Source organism: Bradyrhizobium oligotrophicum (genome assembly GCF_051168495.1).
Taxonomy (GTDB): Bacteria; Pseudomonadota; Alphaproteobacteria; order Rhizobiales; family Xanthobacteraceae; genus Bradyrhizobium; species Bradyrhizobium oligotrophicum_A.
The window spans coordinates 544435-563464 of record NZ_JBNPVB010000001.1 but is presented as its reverse complement, the minus strand read 5'-3'; the positions used below and the strand labels follow the sequence as shown (position 1 = coordinate 563464).

Annotated in this window: 15 protein-coding genes and 1 pseudogene; 15 read left to right on the top strand and 1 reads right to left on the bottom strand. The window is 62.1% G+C overall.

The window, feature by feature from the left end:
- Nucleotides 1-142: 142 nt before the first annotated feature.
- Nucleotides 143-919 carry a methanethiol S-methyltransferase gene (gene mddA, locus ACQR1B_RS02435; protein WP_434831411.1) on the bottom strand — a complete coding sequence of 259 codons (777 nt, stop codon included), beginning with the start codon at nucleotides 917-919 and terminating at the stop codon, nucleotides 143-145.
- 159 nt (nucleotides 920-1078) lie between these two features.
- Between mddA and ACQR1B_RS02430 the strand changes: the two genes are divergently transcribed.
- The 15 genes and pseudogenes from ACQR1B_RS02430 (at nucleotide 1079) to ACQR1B_RS02360 (ending at nucleotide 18934) form a co-directional block, all read left to right on the top strand.
- Nucleotides 1079-2629, top strand: coding sequence for an alpha/beta fold hydrolase (locus tag ACQR1B_RS02430; protein ID WP_434831610.1), 1551 nt, complete (start codon nucleotides 1079-1081; stop codon nucleotides 2627-2629).
- A 56-nt stretch (nucleotides 2630-2685) separates the two neighbouring features.
- Complete coding sequence (locus ACQR1B_RS02425) at nucleotides 2686-3225, top strand: MAPEG family protein (protein WP_434831412.1); 540 nt, start codon at nucleotides 2686-2688, stop codon at nucleotides 3223-3225.
- 72 nt (nucleotides 3226-3297) lie between these two features.
- Nucleotides 3298-3908, top strand: a pseudogene (locus ACQR1B_RS02420) (JAB domain-containing protein).
- Nucleotides 3909-4056: 148 nt separating this feature from the next.
- Complete coding sequence (locus ACQR1B_RS02415; protein WP_434831413.1) at nucleotides 4057-5310, top strand: tyrosine-type recombinase/integrase; 1254 nt, start codon at nucleotides 4057-4059, stop codon at nucleotides 5308-5310.
- 97 nt (nucleotides 5311-5407) lie between these two features.
- The gene (locus tag ACQR1B_RS02410; RefSeq protein WP_434831414.1) at nucleotides 5408-5773 is read left to right on the top strand and encodes a type II toxin-antitoxin system RelE/ParE family toxin; all 366 of its coding nucleotides are present in this window, start codon (nucleotides 5408-5410) and stop codon (nucleotides 5771-5773) included.
- Nucleotides 5774-5777: 4 nt separating this feature from the next.
- A complete protein-coding gene (locus tag ACQR1B_RS02405) occupies nucleotides 5778-6152 on the top strand; it encodes an XRE family transcriptional regulator (protein ID WP_434831415.1) in 375 nt (124 codons plus the stop codon).
- Between the two features lie 50 nt (nucleotides 6153-6202).
- Nucleotides 6203-6985: a DUF5131 family protein gene (locus tag ACQR1B_RS02400; protein ID WP_434831416.1), complete on the top strand. Its 783-nt coding sequence runs from the start codon at nucleotides 6203-6205 to the stop codon at nucleotides 6983-6985.
- A 26-nt stretch (nucleotides 6986-7011) separates the two neighbouring features.
- Nucleotides 7012-8280 carry a three-Cys-motif partner protein TcmP gene (locus ACQR1B_RS02395; RefSeq protein ID WP_434831417.1) on the top strand — a complete coding sequence of 423 codons (1269 nt, stop codon included), beginning with the start codon at nucleotides 7012-7014 and terminating at the stop codon, nucleotides 8278-8280.
- Nucleotides 8277-9230, top strand: a complete 954-nt coding sequence (locus ACQR1B_RS02390) for a restriction endonuclease (protein ID WP_434831418.1) — start codon at nucleotides 8277-8279, stop codon at nucleotides 9228-9230. Before ACQR1B_RS02395 ends, ACQR1B_RS02390 begins: the two co-directional genes overlap by 4 nt.
- Before the next feature lie 3 nt (nucleotides 9231-9233).
- Nucleotides 9234-10064 (top strand): restriction endonuclease, encoded by an 831-nt coding sequence (locus ACQR1B_RS02385; RefSeq protein WP_434831419.1) that lies wholly within the window; start codon nucleotides 9234-9236, stop codon nucleotides 10062-10064.
- An 83-nt stretch (nucleotides 10065-10147) separates the two neighbouring features.
- A complete protein-coding gene (locus ACQR1B_RS02380) occupies nucleotides 10148-11164 on the top strand; it encodes a hypothetical protein (RefSeq protein WP_434831420.1) in 1017 nt (338 codons plus the stop codon).
- A gap of 119 nt (nucleotides 11165-11283) precedes the next feature.
- Entirely contained in the window at nucleotides 11284-12036 is a 753-nt protein-coding gene (locus ACQR1B_RS02375; protein WP_434831421.1) for an ImuA family protein, read from the top strand.
- Nucleotides 11951-13474 carry a Y-family DNA polymerase gene (locus tag ACQR1B_RS02370; RefSeq protein ID WP_434831422.1) on the top strand — a complete coding sequence of 508 codons (1524 nt, stop codon included), beginning with the start codon at nucleotides 11951-11953 and terminating at the stop codon, nucleotides 13472-13474. The genes ACQR1B_RS02375 and ACQR1B_RS02370 overlap by 86 nt, the downstream gene beginning before the upstream one ends.
- Nucleotides 13471-16740 carry an error-prone DNA polymerase gene (locus ACQR1B_RS02365; protein WP_434831423.1) on the top strand — a complete coding sequence of 1090 codons (3270 nt, stop codon included), beginning with the start codon at nucleotides 13471-13473 and terminating at the stop codon, nucleotides 16738-16740. Before ACQR1B_RS02370 ends, ACQR1B_RS02365 begins: the two co-directional genes overlap by 4 nt.
- Before the next feature lie 157 nt (nucleotides 16741-16897).
- Entirely contained in the window at nucleotides 16898-18934 is a 2037-nt protein-coding gene (locus ACQR1B_RS02360) for an ATP-binding protein (protein WP_434831424.1), read from the top strand.
- Nucleotides 18935-19030: the final 96 nt, after the last annotated feature.

The window sequence follows — 19030 nt, the reverse complement described above, 5'->3', positions numbered from 1 at the left end:
TCCCGGCGGGACCGATGTCCCAGAGTCGCGGAAGCGGCTTGCGCCGCGATGCTGCATCGCGGCATCAGTCATTGACATAGGTGCTGAGGGTCCGCCTCACCAATTCACGTCTGCGTGGGCACGGCAGCAGGCAGACGGCGCGCTACGGCGCGCGCCGCGCTTCGGTATCGGGATCAGCCATCCGCCGGCCGGTCAGCAGCGGCAACAGCATTGGAACCCGCTGGCGATAGTGCTGATAGGCCGCCCCGAACTGGACGATCAGGTCACGCTCCTCGAACCAGAGCCCGACCAGGATGTAGGCCGTGTTCAGAGCCGCGAACAGCAGGTGACCGACGGTCATCTCCGGAGTCGCCCAGAACGCGAGCAGGAAGCCGAGCATCAGCGGATGGCGCACCAGGCGATACAGCAGCGGCGTCCTGAACGGGTGAGCCGTCGGCTCCGCGCCGCGCACGGCGTGAATGGCTTGGCGCAGGCCGAACAGATCGAAATGATCGATCATGTAGGTCGAGGCCAACGCGATCGACCAGCCGAGCCAATGCACTCCCGTCAGGACGTTGGCGACGAGCCCCTCGGCGTGCCACACCGGCGTCGGGATCGGGCGCCATTGCCAGAACAGCAGCAGCAGCATCAGACTGGACAGGAGCACATAGGTGCTGCGCTCGGCGGCCGCCGGAATCACACGCGTAAACCATCGCTTGAAGGTCGGGCGCGCCATGATGCTGTGCTGGATTCCAAACGCGGCGAGCAGCAGCACGTCGGTGACGACAGCCTCGGCGAGGTTCCCCGGCGCGCCGCTGTCGATCGTCTTGGCGGCGAGCTGGCTGTAATTGCCGACGAACCCGAGCGCCCAGCCGAACGACAAGAGGAAGACGGCATAACTGACGACGGCGTAGAACAGGATCAGGAGACGTGCGAACATGGAGGCTTCCCGGGTTGTGCGGACGGCAGCGCTGGCGCCAAGGGATCGACCACCCCAGGACGCGCGCTGGGATCGAGCATGACCGCTAGCAGGCGCGCGTCCCCCCAGCGTCCCCCGGGCGGCGTCATGGCAGGTCCCGTCACCTCAGGTCCCATCACGATGGTTCGGTTCAGCGTACGGACGCTCGGCTTTCCAGAGATCCGCCGGGACGACCAATTGTGCCGGCTGCCGCTGCGCAAGGGGCTTGCGTTGCTGGTCCATCTCGCCGCCGCCCAGGGCCCCGTCGCACGCGACGTCGTCGCGACGATGTTCTGGCCGGACAGTCCGGAAGAGGTGGCGCGGGCGCGGCTGCGCCGGTTGCTGCACCGGCTGCAGGCGACGCTCGGCGACGACTGTCTCGTCATCGACCGGACGACGATGCGCTGGTCGCCTGCCGTCGCGCTGGAGGTGGACTCCGCGCTATTCGAGGCGGCCTGTGATCGCGGCGCGTTCGCTCTGGCCTGCCGGCTCTATACCGGGGATTTCCTCGACGGCTTCACGCCCGGCGACTGCCCGCAATTCGACGAATGGGCGTTCTTTCGCCGCGAGGCCCTGCGCGGCCGAGCCGTGCAGGCCCTGGAGCGCGTGGTGCAGGACGCCAGCGCCGCCGGCGACCACGCCGCAGCCGTGGCCCATGCCCGACGCCTGGTCGCACTCGACCCGCTCAGCGAGGTCTATGGCCGCGCCCTGATATCGAGCCTGCTTTTGGCCGGCGACCGCAGCGCGGCCGAGCGCCAGCTCGATGCCCTCACCTTGCGTCTTCGCGACGAACTCGGCGTCGCACCCGAATCGGCCACGCTGGCGCTGCTGAAGCACGGCGCGACGGCGGAGCACGAGCGCGCACCGCCGACCCGCTATGTCGGCAAGGGCGGCATTCATCTCGCCTATCAGACCTACGGCAGCGGTCCGCTCGACATCCTGCTGCTGCCGGGCTTCGTCTCCCATGTCGAACGGATCTGGGAGGAGCCGCGCTCCCGCGCCTTCCTCGCCGCGCTCGCCGCCATGGGCCGTCTCATCCTGTTCGATCGCCGGGGTGTCGGGCTCTCCGACCGGGTCGGCTTCAGTCCCGGGGTGGAAGCCACCGCGCGCGATATCGAGACGGTGCTCGACGCCGCCGGCAGCCGGCGCATCGTGCTGCTCGGCGCTTCCGAGGGCGGGCCGGCCTGCATCACCTTCGCCGCCCAACATCCCGACCGCGTCGCCGGACTGATCCTGTTCGCCTCGCTGGCCAAGGGAAGCGCGACAGCGGACTATCCGCACGCATTGCAGGCCGGCCAGTACGCCCGATGGCTGCAGCAGCTGGTCGCCGGATGGGGCGGCCCCGCGGGCATCGAAACGTTTGCGCCGAGCCTCGCCGCCGATCCCCAGGCGCGCGCCTGGTGGGCGGGCCTGCTGCGGGCCGCGTCCAGCCCGGGCGCCATCAAGGGCCTGCTCGAGGCCTTGCGCGATACGGATGTCCGCCATTTGCTCGGGCGGGTCACCGCACCGACGCTGGTGCTGCACCGGCGCGGCGATCGGGCCGTGCTCATCGAGGCGGGCCGGCATCTCGCCAGCCACATCCCTCAGGCCCGTTTCGTGGCGCTCGACGGCGCCGACCATTGGGTGTTCGCCGGCGACCAGGCGCCGGTCCTCACCGGCATCGCAGCCTTTCTTAGCGATCTCCCGCATTGAGCGGATGGAAGGCGAGGCGGGATCGCTGTAGTCCGGTGGCGGGGGAATCGATCATCATGACAATGGACGCAGCGTTCCATCGTGAGCAGAAGCAGGTCGCGGGCGGCATGGCCGCCGCCGCGCTGATCGCAATCGTGGCGATCGGGATTGCGCTGTGGCAGGCGGACGGTCCCGCGCAGCCGGCCGCCGGTCGGCTGGCGACGGCACTGAAGCTCGATCTGTTCGTGATCGTCTGGCTGCTCGCCTCGATCGGCAACGTCGCCCGGCTGCGCTTCTTCTCGGCCCAGGACATCGCCGGCAGCGCGACCACCGTCGCGACCGAGGCCGTCCGCCGCGGCAATGCGATCCTGCAGAACACGCTGGAGCAGGCGGTGCTCGCGGTGTCCGTCCATCTGGCGCTGGCGGCGATCCTGCCTGATCCCCGGACGCTGCTGACGACGCTCGTCGTCCTGTTCGGCCTCGGACGGCTGTTGTTCTGGCTCGGCTATGCCCGCGGCGCCGCCGGCCGCGCCTTCGGCTTTGCGCTCACCTTCTATCCGACCGCGTTCGCGCTGCTCGCAGGCCTCGGCCTCGTTCTGGCCGGGCGCGCCGCCTGACGCAGTTCGGGGGCATTGCCACGCGCAGTTCGAGGTTGCAAAAACGCCGGACCGCGGCATGCTTGCCGTCCGATGTCCGACGAAACCGCTTCCCCTGCCGACACGCCGCCCGAGACGCCGCATTATCACGGCCATCGGCAGCGGCTGCGCGAACGCTTCCACAGCGCCGGCCCGGACGCGCTCAACGACTACGAGCTGCTGGAGATGGTGCTGTTCGCGGCGCTGCCGCGGCGCGACGTCAAGCCGCTGGCCAAGGCGCTGCTGAAGACGTTTGGATCGTTCGCCGAGGTGATCCATGCGCCGGAGCTCCGCCTGCGCGAGATCGACGGCATCGGCGATGCCTCGATCACGCAGCTCAAGCTGATCGCCGCCGCCGCGCACCGCATCGCCAGGGGCGAGGTCAAGCAGAAGCACGCATTGGCGTCATGGCAGGACGTCATCACCTATTGCCGGACCAGCATGGCGTTCGCCGACAAGGAGCAGTTTCGGCTGCTGTTCCTCGACAAGCGCAACCAGTTGATCGCGGATGAGGTGCAGCAGACCGGCACCGTCGATCACACGCCGGTCTATCCGCGCGAGGTCATCAAGCGCGCGCTGGAATTGTCGGCCACCGCCATCATCCTGGTGCACAACCATCCCACTCGGCCCTTTTGATCACGTTGGATCACGCTGTAGCACATTGAAGCATAACGATTTTCTGGCTTGTCGTAGAGCCGGATACCGTGGCATATTGGGGTCGGTTTTAGGGGGGATCGAGGCCCGTTTTGGACCCAAGCACAGACCCCTACTACCCGTCCGCCGATCCCACTTGAAAGCCTACGGGAGACCCCAGTGCCAAGCCTTACAGATGGAGAAATTCGCCGCGCTCTGAAACAGGTTGAAGAGACCGGAAAGCAGCAAAGCCTTGTCGACGGTGAGGGCCACGGAACGGGCCGACTGGTCCTCGTGATGAAGCCAATGCCAACCCGCGTGACGGCGGACTGGATGGCCCAGCAGTGGCGAGACCAAAAGCGCCTCAAGAAGAAGCTCGGCTCTTACCCTTCCATGAGCCTCAGCCAAGCGCGCGAGATATTCAAGCGCGACTACGCCGACATGATCCAGAAGGGACGCAGCATCAAGATTGCGGGCGACACGCGGCCCGGCACTGTTGCCGATCTATTCGAAGCTTACGTCGCCTCACTCAAGGCAGATGGGAAGCCGTCCTGGAAGGAGGTCGAAAAGGGTTTGAACAAGATCGCCGATACGCTTGGGCGCAACCGCCCAGCCCGCGACATCGAGCCTGAAGAAATTAGAGACCTCATCCGCCCGATCTATGAACGCGGCAAACGCTCCATGGCCGACCATGTTCGCAGCTACATCCGATCGGCTTACAGCTGGGGCTTGAAGTCCGAACACGACTACCGCAGCACGTCAGCCCGACGCTTTCGTCTCGTGTTCAATCCGGCTGCCGGAATTCCGACCGAGCCAAAGAATGTCGGCACGCGCTGGCTGGACGAAGAGGAGTTCGTGCGCCTTTATCGCTGGCTCGAATGCCCCGATGCGCCAGTTCACCCGCCCTACACCCGCGCGGTCAGAATTCTCATGCTGACCGGTCAGCGCGTCGAAGAGATCGCCCGCTTGCATGTCGACCAATGGGATGCCGCGGAGCGCATCATCGACTGGTCAAAAACAAAGAATGGCAAACCACACGCCATCCCAGTGCCCAAAGTCGCCGCCGAGCTCATCGAGTCGATCAAGCCGAACGAATATGGGTGGTTCTTCCCGTCCGCGACTGATCCCTCCAAGCCGGTTAGCCATGGCACCCTCTACTCGTTTATGTGGCGCCAGCGAGACCGCGAAGTTATCCCTGTGGTGACGAACCGCGATCTGCGGCGCACATGGAAGACACTTGCGGGCAAGGCGGGCCTGTCGAAAGAGATCCGAGACCGATTGCAGAACCATACTCTGCAGGACGTCAGCTCGAAGAGCTACGATCGCTGGAATTACATGCCGGAAAAGCGCGCAGCCATGACCAGGTGGGACAAGTTCGTCCGCGAGCTTCTGGCGAAGAAGAAGCGGAAGAGCGCGCTGCCGGAAGCCGCATAACCCCTCTCCTCCTGCCCCATCTCAACCGCCAGCGCTGGATCGCCGATGCGGATTCGCTGGCGGGATTGCCATTGACCGGACATAGCCTGGAAGCTATATGAATTGGGACGTCAGACTGCATGATGCTTTCGAGGCGGAGTTTCTAGCGTTTGTCCGCGAGGTCCAGACGGAGTTGCTAGCCGTCGCCAAACTGCTCGCCGAATACGGCCCGCAGCTCGGTCGGCCCTACGTCGATACGCTCAAGGGCTCGAAACACGCCAACATGAAGGAGATGCGCTTCTCAGCTGCCGACGGCGAATGGCGTGCTGCGTTCGCTTTCGACCCGGAACGGAAGGCCATCCTTCTGGTCGCAGGCGACAAATCCGGCGGCAGCCAGAAGCGCTTCTACAAGCAGCTTATCGCAAAGGCGGATAGTCGGTTTTCCGAACATCTGGAAAGCCTGAAATCCGGAAAGGAGGGATGATCATATGGGTCGGAAACTGGATGATATCATTGCTGCGCTGCCTCGCGACCAGCAGGAGCAGATCGAGGCGCGCTACCAGGACCTGCGGGAAGAGGTCGAGGGACTGCGCGAGCTGCGCCAGATCGCCGGCAAGGCGCAAGAGGACATCGCAACCGCGCTCAACATCAAGCAGCCCTCCGTGTCGAAGATCGAGAAGCAGACCGACATGTATCTGTCGACGCTACGAAGCTATGTCGAGGCAATCGGTGGAAAGCTTGAACTGACGGTGAAGCTTCCTGCGCGGCCTGCGTTTCGCCTCCAGAAACTCGGAGACATCGGCGTTAAGACGAAGGCAATTCACACAGCCGCTCGGCGTCGCAAGCAAGCCGGCGCGCGATGACTGGAACCGCCTGATGCGCCGGCCGACACAAAGTCAGGATGGGGGACAAGATGGCTGAAACTCAGATCGAGTGGACGGACGCCACTTGGAATCCAGTCGCGGGCTGCTCAATCGTCACCGCCGGTTGCACTCATTGCTATGCCATGGAAATGGCGAGGCGCCTCGAGGCTATGGGCGTGGATAAATATGCCAAGCTCACTCGCAAAACGGGAAAGCGCACCGTCTGGAATGGTGTCGTGCGGGAGGACCGCGAGGCGCTTTCGATCCCACTCCGTTGGCGCAAATCCCGCAAGATATTTGTAAACTCGATGAGCGACCTCTTCCATGAACGGGTGAGCGATGCCTTCATCAGCGACGTCTGGCAGGTCATGCGCGAGACGCCGCATCACCACTACCAGATCCTGACGAAGCGTCCCGAGCGCATGGCTAAGCTGGTGGCCAATCGCATTGGCGAGATCCTGCCGAATGTCTGGCTCGGTACCAGCATCGAGAACGCGGATGTGGTCGAACGCATAGGACACCTGCGCAAGGCACCAGCGGCCATACGGTTCATCTCCTTCGAGCCCCTTATTGGCGCCGTCGGTCGTGTTGACCTTCGCGATATCCATTGGGCGATCGTCGGCGGCGAGAGCGGGAAGTCAGCTCGGCCAATCCGTGAGGAATGGATCGACGAAATACATCTGCAGTGCCTGTCAGCAGGAACAGCCTTCTTTTTTAAGCAGTGGGGCACTTGGGGAAAAGACAATAAAAAGCGCTCAAAAAGAGCCAACGGACGCGAGTATCGGGGACGTACCTGGGATGAGATGCCCACCGTTCCCAGCGCTGTTCCTTAAAGGGTCCACGAGGGATTGGGGGCGAGGTGGTAGAAAAACCATACGAATGGGCTGATGGCGCAAAGCTCGAGGAGCATTCTAAGCGCAAGCACAAAATCCTGCGCGAATACGTCTTCGATTATCTCAGCGTCCGCTGCAGGCTGCCGCAACAGGAACGGTTTCGACTTGCAATTGTGGACGGCTTTGCAGGCGGCGGACGATACCAGTGCGGCACACCGGGATCACCGCTGATATTCATTGAGGAACTGCAGCGCGCCGTCGAGGCAGTAAACACACATCGGTCAGTGCAAGGCCTTGGCGCGATCGAGGTCGAATGCCTTCTCATCTTCAACGACGCCAGCCGCGATGCCATTGAGTTGTTGAAGACACATGTCGCGCCGATGCAAGCTGCCATCGCCGAGACGTGCCCAAAGCTGCACCTCCGCGTCGAATATTTGAACGAATTTTTCGAGGCGGCATACCCGCAGATCAAGACGCTTCTTGAGCAGGGACGGTATCGGAGCGTCATCTTCAATCTGGATCAATGCGGCGACAGTCACGTCGAGAGGGATACGCTCCTCGACATCATGCACTCCTATCCCGCTGCAGAAATCTTCTACACTTTTATGATCAGTTCACTGCTCGCTTTCCTGCAGAAGAACCAACCAGAACAGCTGAAAACACGTCTTGCTCATCTTGGGCTGACGAGCGCGAGCATCGATGCGCTCAATGGCTTGATGAGCAAGAACGACTGGCTGGGAACTGCGGAGAAGATTGTCTTCGACGCCTTTCGCCTATGCGCGCCCTACGTCAGTCCCTTCTCGATCAACAATCCAGGCGGATGGCGGTATTGGTTGATCCACTTCGCCAATGCCTACCGGGCACGGCAGGTCTACAACAACATCCTTCATGACAATGCGAGCCTCCAGGCGCATTTCGGTCGCTCGGGCCTCAATATGCTGTCCTACGACCCCAGGCACGACGAGGGAATGCTCTACTTGTTCGACGTTAAGGGCCGGGCGTCCGCGAAGGACCAACTCTTGGGAGACATTCCGCGCCTCGTGACGGAATCCGGTGATGCCATGTCCGTAATCGACTTCTACGAGAGCATCTACAACATCACCCCTGCGCATGCAGAGGATGTCCATGCGGCGATCATCGAGAACCCGGATTTGGAAGTAATCACTCCAGCCGGCGGCGAGAGGAGGAAGGCAAATACGATCGGCGTCAACGACATCATCAAAGTAAAAACGCAGCGAAGCTTTTTTCCGATGTTTCTGAACGCGGCGGCGAAAAAGAAAGGCGGTGAGGAGTGACCGCTCGACCCCGTCAAGATCCCGAATGGCGCGAGTTCGAGCGTTTGGTTGCGCGGATCGAGGCCGACGCCGGCCCGACCGGCATGGTCGTAAAGTCTCCTGACCGGATCAAATGTAGGGTCACTGGCCGGCTGCGCGAGGTCGATGCGAGCATCCGCACGCGAGCGGGGACATCGGAGCTCCTCATCACGATAGAGTGTCGGCGGAGAACCAAGAAGCAGGATGTCACCTGGATCGAACAACTGGCGGCCAAACGCCAAGCAATCGGCGCAGACCGCACCATAGCAGTCAGCGCATCAGGTTTTTCGCCCCAGGCCGACGCCATCGCACGACAACATGGCATTTCGCTTCGGCAGGCGTCGGAGCTTTCAATCTCAGATATCAATCAGCTCTTGAAGCTGGATCTCGTGATCTTCTGGCACAAAGCGTGCGCCCTTGCGGGAGTCGGTATTCGGACCTTTCGCCCGGCCGAGTCCGGCACAACACCGCCGGATGAATTCGACTTCACCTTGCCGGCAGATACAGACTTATTCGCACCTATCTTTCGAAACACGGACGACGGGTCCACTTGGTCAGTCAATGATGTTTGGCACGAAGTCCAGGCGGCACTGAATCCCTTCGGCGACATTGCGAAGGGCGCACCGCCGATCATTCGAACCGCGCGTGTTCCATATTCCGGTAACGTCGCGATCGACCATGGGGGCGGCACTTATTTGCTGGGCCACGTTTTTCTGGGCGTGGCTCTTTGGATCGAGCCAGAAATGGTCCCTCTCGAAAATGCGCAAAGAGTCGAATACGGGTCGTCCGAAGCGCCTGCAATTCAGCGCGTCGAGTTCACTTCGAAGCGAACCCTACCTCGGGATTGGCACATCTCGTTACAAATGCCCAAGGACTCTACCAATGTCGCCGATCTCCGAACTGGCGGCAATTGGCCAGACAACGAGGGATAGATCGTGAGCGTTCATGACACACGCCGCACAGGCGAGCGCCGATCGGTGCCCAATGCAGATCGCTATCGCAATCCAGATAATGATTCACGCGGACCATATTTGCTTGCCGATCTGACGGTTCATGGGGTGCGGTCACGCCTTCAATACGACTGGAGAGGACATCTTCCTCCGAACGGCCGACACTGGCGGTTCACTTTAGAGCGAGCGCAAGCCGAAGACGCGGACGGCCGAATCGTGTGGCCGGCCAACGGCAGCCGCCCCCGTCTGAAGCGCTATATTTCTGAACAACAGGAAGCGCTGCGGGACCAAGATGACGCACCCGGGGCATCCGTCGAATGTGCCCTGCGTTCCATGTTGCAAGCCTTAGCTCAAGAAATCGTTCGTAGCCCTGATTACCTCATACATGTCGAGTGGCGTGACCTAGAACGATTGCTGGGCGAGATTCTTTCGGGGTTGGGATTCGACGTTCTAGTCACACGCCCGGGACGCGACGGCGGTTTTGATTTGGAACTGCGTTGCGCAGAGGCCGGTCAGCCTGTGATCTATCTCGTTGAGATCAAGCACTGGAAGGCGCCATCGAGACCAGGATCCGGCATTCTGGAGCGCTTCTTTGAGGTGGTCATGGTGTGCGGAGCAAGCCGCGGTCTTCTCTTGTCCAGCTCCGGTTACAGCGCGCCAGCCCTTTCCGGGCGTTCAGAAATCGCCCGGCAACTTGTTCGTCTGGGGGACGCCGACAAGATTGTCGCCCTCTGCCAGTCCTATGTCAGGCATACGTTTGGAGCTTGGACACCTACCGACGCCCTCCCCAGTATTCTATTTGCGGATACCTTCTAGCCGCCCGCAGCAGGGCGACGAAAATCGATAGTCGAAAACCCTAGCGCCGCTCAAATCGAAGCGCAGTAACAAGAAGTAGCACTATGTTCGGACCGCAGCACCTAAAGCACGTCATCCAATACCTTGACGGCGTCGACCACGCTTTATCCCAGCGGATGCTTCGAAAACATCCACCGGATGAACCGGCTCTCACCAACGAGCTTTGCGCCTTGCTCGATGTAGAAACCCAGCGGAGCGAAGAGAACCTCACCTATAGCCTGGACCAGCTCAACGCCGACCTTGCTTCCCTTGGCGACGGTCTCGATTTCGAAGTCGCGCTCGATACGTATCCTCATAACACGGCGATGGAGCGCCACGTCTCCCAGTCCGATTTCGGTCTCGTCCTCACTTATGAAAACCACATCCTGCCCAAGGAAAGCTGGTCCACGGCATATCTGGTTCAAGCGAAGCGGCTCTTTCGAAACTCGAAGTCTGGCGAGTACGACCAACGGGCAAACTTCCAAGCCGTCGATGCAGAGCAACAAACCCGGCTCGACCGGCTCGCTTCGATTCTTGGCGAGGGCGCACTCCTGTACGGGCTCTATTGCCCACAAACGCCGAAGATTCCGGACACGACCCGCACCCAAGTGCGCGCCCTTCACACGCGAAACTTAAGTGGCCAAATCTTCGATTACGGAACTGGGCTTGCGCTAAGAGATACCTTGGTCAGCAACGGTGGAATCGACGCTGGTATCTGGGTTCGATCAATAGAGGGTAAGCCCACGGGCCTTGTTGGGCTGCACGACGAGGCATTTCGTTCGGCTCTGCCGTTTACCTGGTTCATCATCGAGCACTTTACCCCACGCTCCCCTCATGGATCGTTCTCCGGCCTGATGCGAAGCGGTCCAATTCTGGCCGAGCCTCGCAACAATGACCGCGTCAGACGCATCGTTACCGGAGACCAACAGGCAGTCCGCGCTCTGATCGACGAAGTACACGAGGCTGGCGAGGAGGCCTTAGCGCCCACGACCATCACCGTGCTTCCGCGCCATACGATCACCGTCAAGGTGAGTGTCGGAAAAGCGCTACCGCCGGATAGCGCACGCGTTCTGATCGACTAAGCAGGGCGAGTTCCGAAGACTGACGAAGGTTGCATTGTTCGCCCTTGACTCGCGCCGTCCATCTGTAGAACAAATAGAGAACATTATGTTGCACCCGCCTTTGGAGGTCAAGAACGAGATTGCGGCCCGAGCCCGCCATAGAGTCATTGCGCGCGCAGATCGAAAAGATCGAAGGCAGAGGCCGGCGCGTCAAATCGGCGCTTCCGTTCGGGATCGCCGACATCGACTCTCGCCTTCCGGGTGCGGGCCTGGCACTTGGCGCCCTCCACGAAATCGCAGGCGGCGGTAACGGAGCCATCGACGGCGCGGCGGCCGCCCTCTTCACTGCCGGAATTGCGGCCCGCACCAAGGGCAAGGTTCTCTGGGTCATTACGCGACCCGATCTTTTCGCGCCGGCATTGGCGCAGGCAGGCCTCGCCTCCGACCGTGTGATCTACGTGGAGGCCGGTAACGACAAGACCGTCCTTGCCTGCGTTGAGGAAGGTCTGCGCCATGGCGGCCTCGGCGCTGTGGTCGGCGAAGTCGCGCGACTTGATATGACCGCCTCGCGGCGGCTGCAGCTCTGCGCGGAAGCAAGCGGCACGATCGGCATCGCATTGCGCCGCTGGCGCCGACAAACCGAAGCCGCCGATTTCGGTCAGCCCACGGCGGCAGCCACCAGATGGCGCGTTTCGGTCGTGCCCTCGGCATCCTTGCCGGTCCCCGGCGTCGGCCGCCATCGCTGGCTGCTGGAGTTGATCCGCGCCCGAGCAGGTGAAAGTGCAGATTTTGAAGTGGAGGCGTGTGATGACGCGGGTTGTCTCGCTCTTCCTGCCGAGCTGGTCCACCGACCGGCTTCGACGGAAGGCTGGCGACGCGGCGCCTCCGGTTGAGGCGCCGCTCGCTTTAATAGGCCGCGACGGGAGAAGGCAGGTGGTGCTGGCGGTGGACGCTGCGGCCCAGGCCGCTGGAGCGCGCGTTGGGATGCCCGCGACCAAGGCCCGCGTCCTCGTGCAGGGCCTCATCGTCCAAGATCATGACGCCGTCGCGGATGCCGAGGGCCTGGACCGCCTCGCCCTTTGGATTCTCCAACGTTACGCTCCGATCGTCTCGACCGACCCGGCCGATGGACTGGTGATCGACACCACCGGCACCGATCACCTCCATGGTGGCGAAGAGACGATGCTCCGCGGCCTCATCGACAGGCTCGCTGTGGCCGGCATCTCGGCTCGCGCGGCAATCGCCGACACGTGGGGCGCGGCACACGCCTTGGCGCGCTACGCCGCCAGACCGGTGCTCGTCGCTCCTGCAGGCCATGGCAGCTCCGTTCTGGCCGGACTTCCGCTCGCGGCGCTTCGCCTGCCGCTCGACATGATTGCTGCGCTCCATGTGCTCGGCTTCGAGCGAATTGGCGATCTCCTCGCCCAACCGCGAGCGCCGCTAACGCTTCGTTTCGGACCACAACTCGGCCGCCGCATCGACCAGGCTCTCGGCACGACCGGCGAGCCGATCGACCCGATCCGGCCAGACGATCTGGTCGAAGCGAGACGCAATTTCGCAGAGCCGATTGGTGCGGCCGAGACTATTGCCCGCTATATCGGCAAGCTGGTCGTCCAGCTCTGCGCTGAACTTGAAGCCAAAGGTCTGGGCGCCAAGCGCCTCGACCTGATCTGCCACCGCGTGGACAATCGCCTGCAAGCCGTTCGCGTGAGCACCGCTACGCCAGTGCGCGATGTGAAGCGCCTCACGCGCCTGCTAACCGACAAAATCGAGACCATCGAACCGGGATTCGGCATCGAGATCCTCTCCCTGACGGCGACGCTGGCGGAGCCGCTGGCCGAAAGGCAAACCCTGACTGTCATGGTTGATGACAGTGTGCCTGACGTCTCCGACCTCGTCGATACCCTGATCAATCGCGTCGGCGAGCGCAGTCTCTACCGGGCCGAGCCGGTCGCGACCGAAGTGCCCGAACGATCGGTGCGCCGGATTCCACCGATGGCGCCCGAAGCCGGCAAGGGATGGCCGGGATATTGGCCGCGGCCATCACGGTTACTGGCACCGCCTGAGCCGATCGACACGGTAGCACTTCTGCCCGATCATCCGCCGGTTTCCTTCACTTGGCGTGGCATCCGGCGCCGTGTTCGCCGAGCCGATGGACCTGAGCGGATCCGTGGCGAATGGTGGCGCCGCGATGCCGAGCTCGCCGCCGTGCGCGACTATTTTCGCGTCGAAGACGAGGCTGGTGAGCGCTACTGGATCTTTCGCTCCGGCGACGGCGAGGATCCCAACACCGGCTCGCAGCGCTGGTTCTTGCACGGGGTGTTCGGATGAACGCCCCAAATCGTTATGTCGAGCTTCAGGTCACGTCACATTTCTCGTTTCTGCGAGGCGCATCGTCATGCGACGAGCTGTTCGCCCACGCCGCCGCCCAGGGTATCGAAGCAATAGCGATCGTCGATCGAAACTCGCTCGCCGGCATCGTGCGCGCCTTCGAGGCCGCCAAGGCGACCGGCGTCCGGCTGATCGTCGGCTGTCGCCTTGATCTCGCCGACGGCCTGTCGGTGCTGGTCTATCCGACCGACCGCGCCGCTTATGGCCGCCTTTGCCGGTTGCTGTCGCTTGGCAAGAAGCGCGGCGGCAAGGCGAAGTGCGTTCTGGAATGGGCCGATCTCGTCGCCTACAACGATGGCCTAATTGGCATCCTCGTTCCCGACGAGCCCGGTGAAACCTGCGGCCTCCATTTGCGCCGGCTGCGCGACGCTTTTGGGTACCGCGCGTATCTCGCGCTGACCCTGCGCCGGCGGCCAAACGACCAGCTCCGCATCCATGAGCTGTCGAACTTGGCGGCGCAGATGCGCGTGCCGACCGTTGTCACCAACGACGTGCTCTATCACGCACCCAACAGGCGCATCCTGCAGGACGTTGTCACTTGCATCCGCCACGGGATCACCATCGACGAGCTTGGCGACCGCCGGGAATATGGCGACCGCTACCTGAAACCGCCCGAGGAGATGCACCGGCTATTCCCGCGCAATCCCGAGGCGGTTGCCCGCACGCTCGAGATCGCCGCGCGCTGCCGGTTCGACCTCAAGGAACTGGCCTATCAGTACCCCGAGGAGCGTGACGATCCGGCGCTCACGCCTCAGGAGACGCTGGAGAAACTCACGTGGGAAGGCGCCGAAGCACGGTATCCCGAGGGTGTTCCGGACAGCGTCCGCGCTTCTCTCCAGCACGAGCTCCGCCTCATCGAGAAGCTGCAATATGCGCCATACTTCCTGACGGTGAACAGCATCGTGCGCTTCGCCCGGTCCAAGGATATCTTGTGCCAGGGACGCGGATCAGCCGCCAATTCGGCGGTCTGCTACGTGCTTGGGATCACCTCGATCGATCCGGGCCGCAATGACCTGCTGTTCGAGAGGTTCGTCAGCGAGGAGCGGCGCGAGCCGCCCGACATCGACGTGGATTTCGAGCACGAGCGGCGCGAGATCGTCATGCAGTGGGTGTTCGACACCTACGGTCGGGATCGTGCCGCCTTATGCTCGACCGTCGTCCGCTATCGCACCAAAGGCGCGATGCGCGACATCGGCAAGGCCCTTGGCCTCACGGAGGATCTCATCAAGACACTCTCGGGACAGGTCTGGGGATGGTCGGAGGGTGTCGAGGACAAGCATGTCGATGCGCTCAACCTCAATCTCGGCGATCGGCGCTTACGCCTCGCGCTGGCTCTTGCACGCCAGCTTATGGGCGCACCGCGGCACCTGTCGCAGCATCCCGGCGGTTTCGTCCTGACCCATGACCGGCTCGACGAGCTGGTGCCGATCGAGCCCGCCGCCATGCAGGATCGCCAAGTGATCGAGTGGGACAAGGACGACATCGATGCGCTGCGCTTCATGAAGGTCGATGTATTGGCCCTGGGAATGTTGAGCTGCATGAAGCGCGGGCTCGACATGCTCGCCGACCACAAGGGCATCAATCTCGATCTCGCCTCGATCCCGGCCGAGGACCCACGCACCTACGCCATGATCCGCAAAGCCGACACGCTCGGGACCTTCCAGATCGAGTCCCGCGCGCAGATGTCGATGCTGCCGAGGCTGAAGCCGCGAACCTTCTACGACCTGGTCGTGCAGGTTGCCATCGTCAGGCCGGGGCCGATCCAGGGCGACATGGTCCATCCCTATCTTCGTCGCCGCGAAGGATTGGAGCCCGTCGTCTTCCCGAAGCCCGAGCTGGAGAAAGTGCTCGGCAAGACGCTCGGCGTACCGCTTTTCCAGGAGCAGGCCATGCGTGTGGCGATCGAATGCGCAGGCTTCACTCCCGGCGAAGCCGACCTGCTGCGAAAGTCGATGGCCACGTTCAAATTCACTGGCGGCGTCTCCGGCTTCAAGGAGAAGCTGATCCAGGGCATGGTCGACAACGGCTACGAGCGCGACTTCGCAGAACATACCTTCCGCCAGCTCGAAGGCTTCGGCTCTTACGGATTTCCGGAATCGCACGCAGCCTCTTTTGCGCTGATCGCCTATGCCAGCGCCTGGCTCAAATGCTGGCATCCCGACGTCTTCTGCGCGGCGCTCCTGAATGCACAGCCCATGGGCTTCTACGCGCCAGCCCAGATCGTCAGGGATGCTATCGCTCACGGCGTCGATGTCCGGCCCGTCTGCGCCAATGCCTCGCGCTGGGACTGTACCCTGGAGCCGACGAACGACGATAGCCGGTTCGCCGTGCGTCTAGGCCTGCGTATGGTCAAAGGAATCGCTAACGCTCACGGCGCCACTATTGTCGCCGCGCGGGCCGACCAGCCCTTCTCTTCAATCGATGATCTCTGGCGGCGCGCCGGCGTGCCGTCAGCCGCGTTGGTTCGACTGGCCGAGGCCGACGCCTTCCGTCCTGACCTGCGCCTCGCGCGCCGCGACGCTCTATGGGCAATCAAAGCCCTCCGGGACGAACCGCTGCCACTCTTCACGGCCGCGTCCGCGCGGGAGGCCGAGATCGTGCCCGAGGTGAACGAGCCGGCGGTCGCTTTGCGACCGATGACGGCGGGCAGCGAAGTCGTCGAGGACTACGGTCATGTCGGACTGACGCTCAGAGCGCACCCGCTCAGCTTCCTCCGCGAAGATCTCCGGCGCCGGCGCATCGTCACCTGCGCCGAGGCTATGGCCGCTCGCGATGGACGTTGGCTGGAGGCCGCGGGCATCGTCCTCGTGCGCCAGCGCCCCGGCAGCGCCAAGGGCGTCATGTTCATCACATTGGAAGACGAGACCGGCATCGCCAATCTCGTCGTCTGGGCAAAGGTGTTCGAAGCGAACCGGCACGCCGTCCTGTCGGCCAGCATGATGGCCGTGCGCGGCCGCATTCAGCGCGAGGGCGATGTCGTTCACCTGGTCGCGCAGCGGATCACCGATCTCTCAGCCGATCTCGCCAGCGTCGGCAGTCGCGACGCGGCATTTCCGCTTCCGCATGGCCGCGGCGACCAGGTCCGCAACGGTGGCTCCGGTCCCGATCCGCGCGACCTGCCGCCCAAGGGCTTGCGCACGCGCGACATCTACATTCCGGATCTGCACATCGACACAATCAAGGTAAAGGCACGGAATTTCCATTGACGCATCGGTCGAAAGTCGCAGAAACCGTAGTTGCCTCTTGCCAGAACGGCATGAAACCGGGCTTGATAAACAAAATTGCCGTCGATTTCGGCCGGTCTCGACACCCTAAATTGTCGGATCGAAAGTATAGTTGGCCGTCGTCAGGGCCGGAGGGAATATGTCAGGCGAGGAACACGTCTCCGTTGCAGTTCGAGATGACTTTTTGGCGCGGCAGACCAAAGCGAAGCCGGTACCTGCCCTCGCGGAATTGCTGTGGAATAGCCTCGACGGCGACGCCACCGACGTCTCGGTCGAATTCGTCCATAGCGACCTAGCCGGCGGAATGTCCAAGATCATCGTCTACGACAATGGCGACGGCTTTTCGCGCACAGACGCGCGTGCGCTCTTCGGCAATCTCGGCGGATCGTGGAAGCGCAAAATTCGTCAGACCAAACGCAATCATCGCATGATCCACGGACAAGAAGGGCGCGGGCGCTACAAGGCATTCGCCCTCGGCCAGTCCGCCACCTGGAAGGTGTGCTACGACGATGCATCGGGCCGAAAGGCTTTTGAGGTCAGGCTCCTGGAAGCCGATCTCACAGATGTCACCATCACAGAAGAAGTGCCCGCGCCTGATCGCTCAACCGGCGTCATCGTCGAGATCGACGACCTTCGGCGGGATTTCAGAACCTTCGAGAGCGACGAAGGCATTCAGGACCTGAACGAGATCTTCGCGCTCTACCTCATGAATTATCGCGGGGTATCTATCTCTGTCGCCGGCCAGAGGCTCGATCCGGAGAAGGTGATCGCCAGCCACCATAAAGCTTCGCTTCCGCCAATCGAAACGGCGGAAGGCGACCAGCACAGCGTCGAGCTCGAGGTCATTGAATGGCGAACGGACGCGCGCCGCGTGTTGTATCTGTGCTCGGCGGGCGGATTTCCGTTCGATCAGGTTGAGACGCGCTTTCACATTCCCGGCTTTTCTTTCTCCGCCTACCTGAAATCCACCTACGTCGAGGAACTGCACAACGAAGAACGCGTCGCGCTCTCGGAAATGGATCCTTTGCTCGCCGTGGCGGTGGAAAATGCGCGGTCCGCGATCAAAGACTACTTCCGCGACAAAGCGGCGGAAAAGGCTCGATCCCTCGTCGATGAATGGATCGCCGAAGACGTCTATCCATATCGAGGCGCACCACAGAACGCCGTTGAAAAGGTCGAACGGCAGGTCTTTGATATCGTGGCGGTCCAAGTTCAAGAGCTCGCGCCTGACCTCGGGATCAGCTCGTCAAAGGCGAAGGCGTTACACCTTCGGATGCTTCGAAACGCGATTGAGCGCGGACCAGAGGAATTGCAGCTGATATTGAAGGAGGTGCTGGACCTTCCGGCTCGCAAGCAGAAGGAACTTGCTTCCCTTCTCCAGGAGACCACCCTCTCCGCGATCATTACTGCGGCCAAGACGGTCGCCGACCGACTCAAATTCATTTCAGCCCTGGAGTCGATCGTCTTTGACCCCGAAACCAAAGGGCGTCTGAAGGAGCGCACCCAGCTTCACAAGATACTCGCTGAAAATACGTGGGTTTTCGGCGAAGAGTATAATTTATGGGTGAGCGACAAGGATCTTCGCCGTGTCCTCGAGAAGCATCGCGACTATCTTGATCCGGACATCTCGATCGACGAGCCTGTAAAGGTGATCGGTAAGGCGCGTGGGATCATCGACCTGATGTTCTCGCGCTCCACCCGGCGGCATCGCGCCAACGACATCGAACACATGATCGTCGAACTCAAGGCTCCCAAGGTCAAGATCGGCGCCAAGGAAATCACACAGGCAAAACAGTATGCGATCGCTGTCACCTCCGATGAGCGATTTTCGACCGTCGATGGAGTCCGCTGGCACTTCTGGCTCGTTTCGAACGCCTACGACGATTTTGCCAAGCACGAGATTGAAAGTGGACCGGATCGAGAGCGGCGCCTCATCGCAAAAGGGCCGAGACACATCATCGGAATCAAGACGTGGGGCGAACTTATAGAAGAAAACCGCGCTCGCCTTCAGTTCTTCCAGGAACATCTGCAGCATTCCGCTGACGAAAGCGCCGCGATAAAATACCTGCAGGAAAAGCACAGCCAGTTTCTCGAGGGCGTGATTGTCGAGGAAGTCACCGAGACCAGCGAAGATCAGCCGGATACTCCTGCCCCGGAAGATTCCATGCCTGCGTAATGTCCTGCGCTAGCTGATGCATCAAGCCAGACGGCACCTCAACCGCAGCAGCCGGGCTGCTTTCACCAGCCCGCAGCATTTAATCGCAATCCGCGC

What these genes read in the sequence shown, in the direction of transcription:
- ACQR1B_RS02430 (WP_434831610.1), top strand. Translation starts at nt 1,079, where the DNA reads ATGGTTCGGTTCAGCGTACGGACGCTCGGCTTTCCAGAGATCCGCCGG.
- ACQR1B_RS02400 (WP_434831416.1), top strand. Translation starts at nt 6,203, where the DNA reads ATGGCTGAAACTCAGATCGAGTGGACGGACGCCACTTGGAATCCAGTC.
- ACQR1B_RS02360 (WP_434831424.1), top strand. Translation starts at nt 16,898, where the DNA reads ATGTCAGGCGAGGAACACGTCTCCGTTGCAGTTCGAGATGACTTTTTG.
- ACQR1B_RS02405 (WP_434831415.1), top strand. Translation starts at nt 5,778, where the DNA reads ATGGGTCGGAAACTGGATGATATCATTGCTGCGCTGCCTCGCGACCAG.
- ACQR1B_RS02370 (WP_434831422.1), top strand. Translation starts at nt 11,951, where the DNA reads ATGACGCGGGTTGTCTCGCTCTTCCTGCCGAGCTGGTCCACCGACCGG.
- ACQR1B_RS02380 (WP_434831420.1), top strand. Translation starts at nt 10,148, where the DNA reads ATGTTCGGACCGCAGCACCTAAAGCACGTCATCCAATACCTTGACGGC.
- mddA (WP_434831411.1), bottom strand. Translation starts at nt 919, where the DNA reads ATGTTCGCACGTCTCCTGATCCTGTTCTACGCCGTCGTCAGTTATGCC.
- ACQR1B_RS02425 (WP_434831412.1), top strand. Translation starts at nt 2,686, where the DNA reads ATGACAATGGACGCAGCGTTCCATCGTGAGCAGAAGCAGGTCGCGGGC.
- ACQR1B_RS02365 (WP_434831423.1), top strand. Translation starts at nt 13,471, where the DNA reads ATGAACGCCCCAAATCGTTATGTCGAGCTTCAGGTCACGTCACATTTC.
- ACQR1B_RS02410 (WP_434831414.1), top strand. Translation starts at nt 5,408, where the DNA reads ATGAATTGGGACGTCAGACTGCATGATGCTTTCGAGGCGGAGTTTCTA.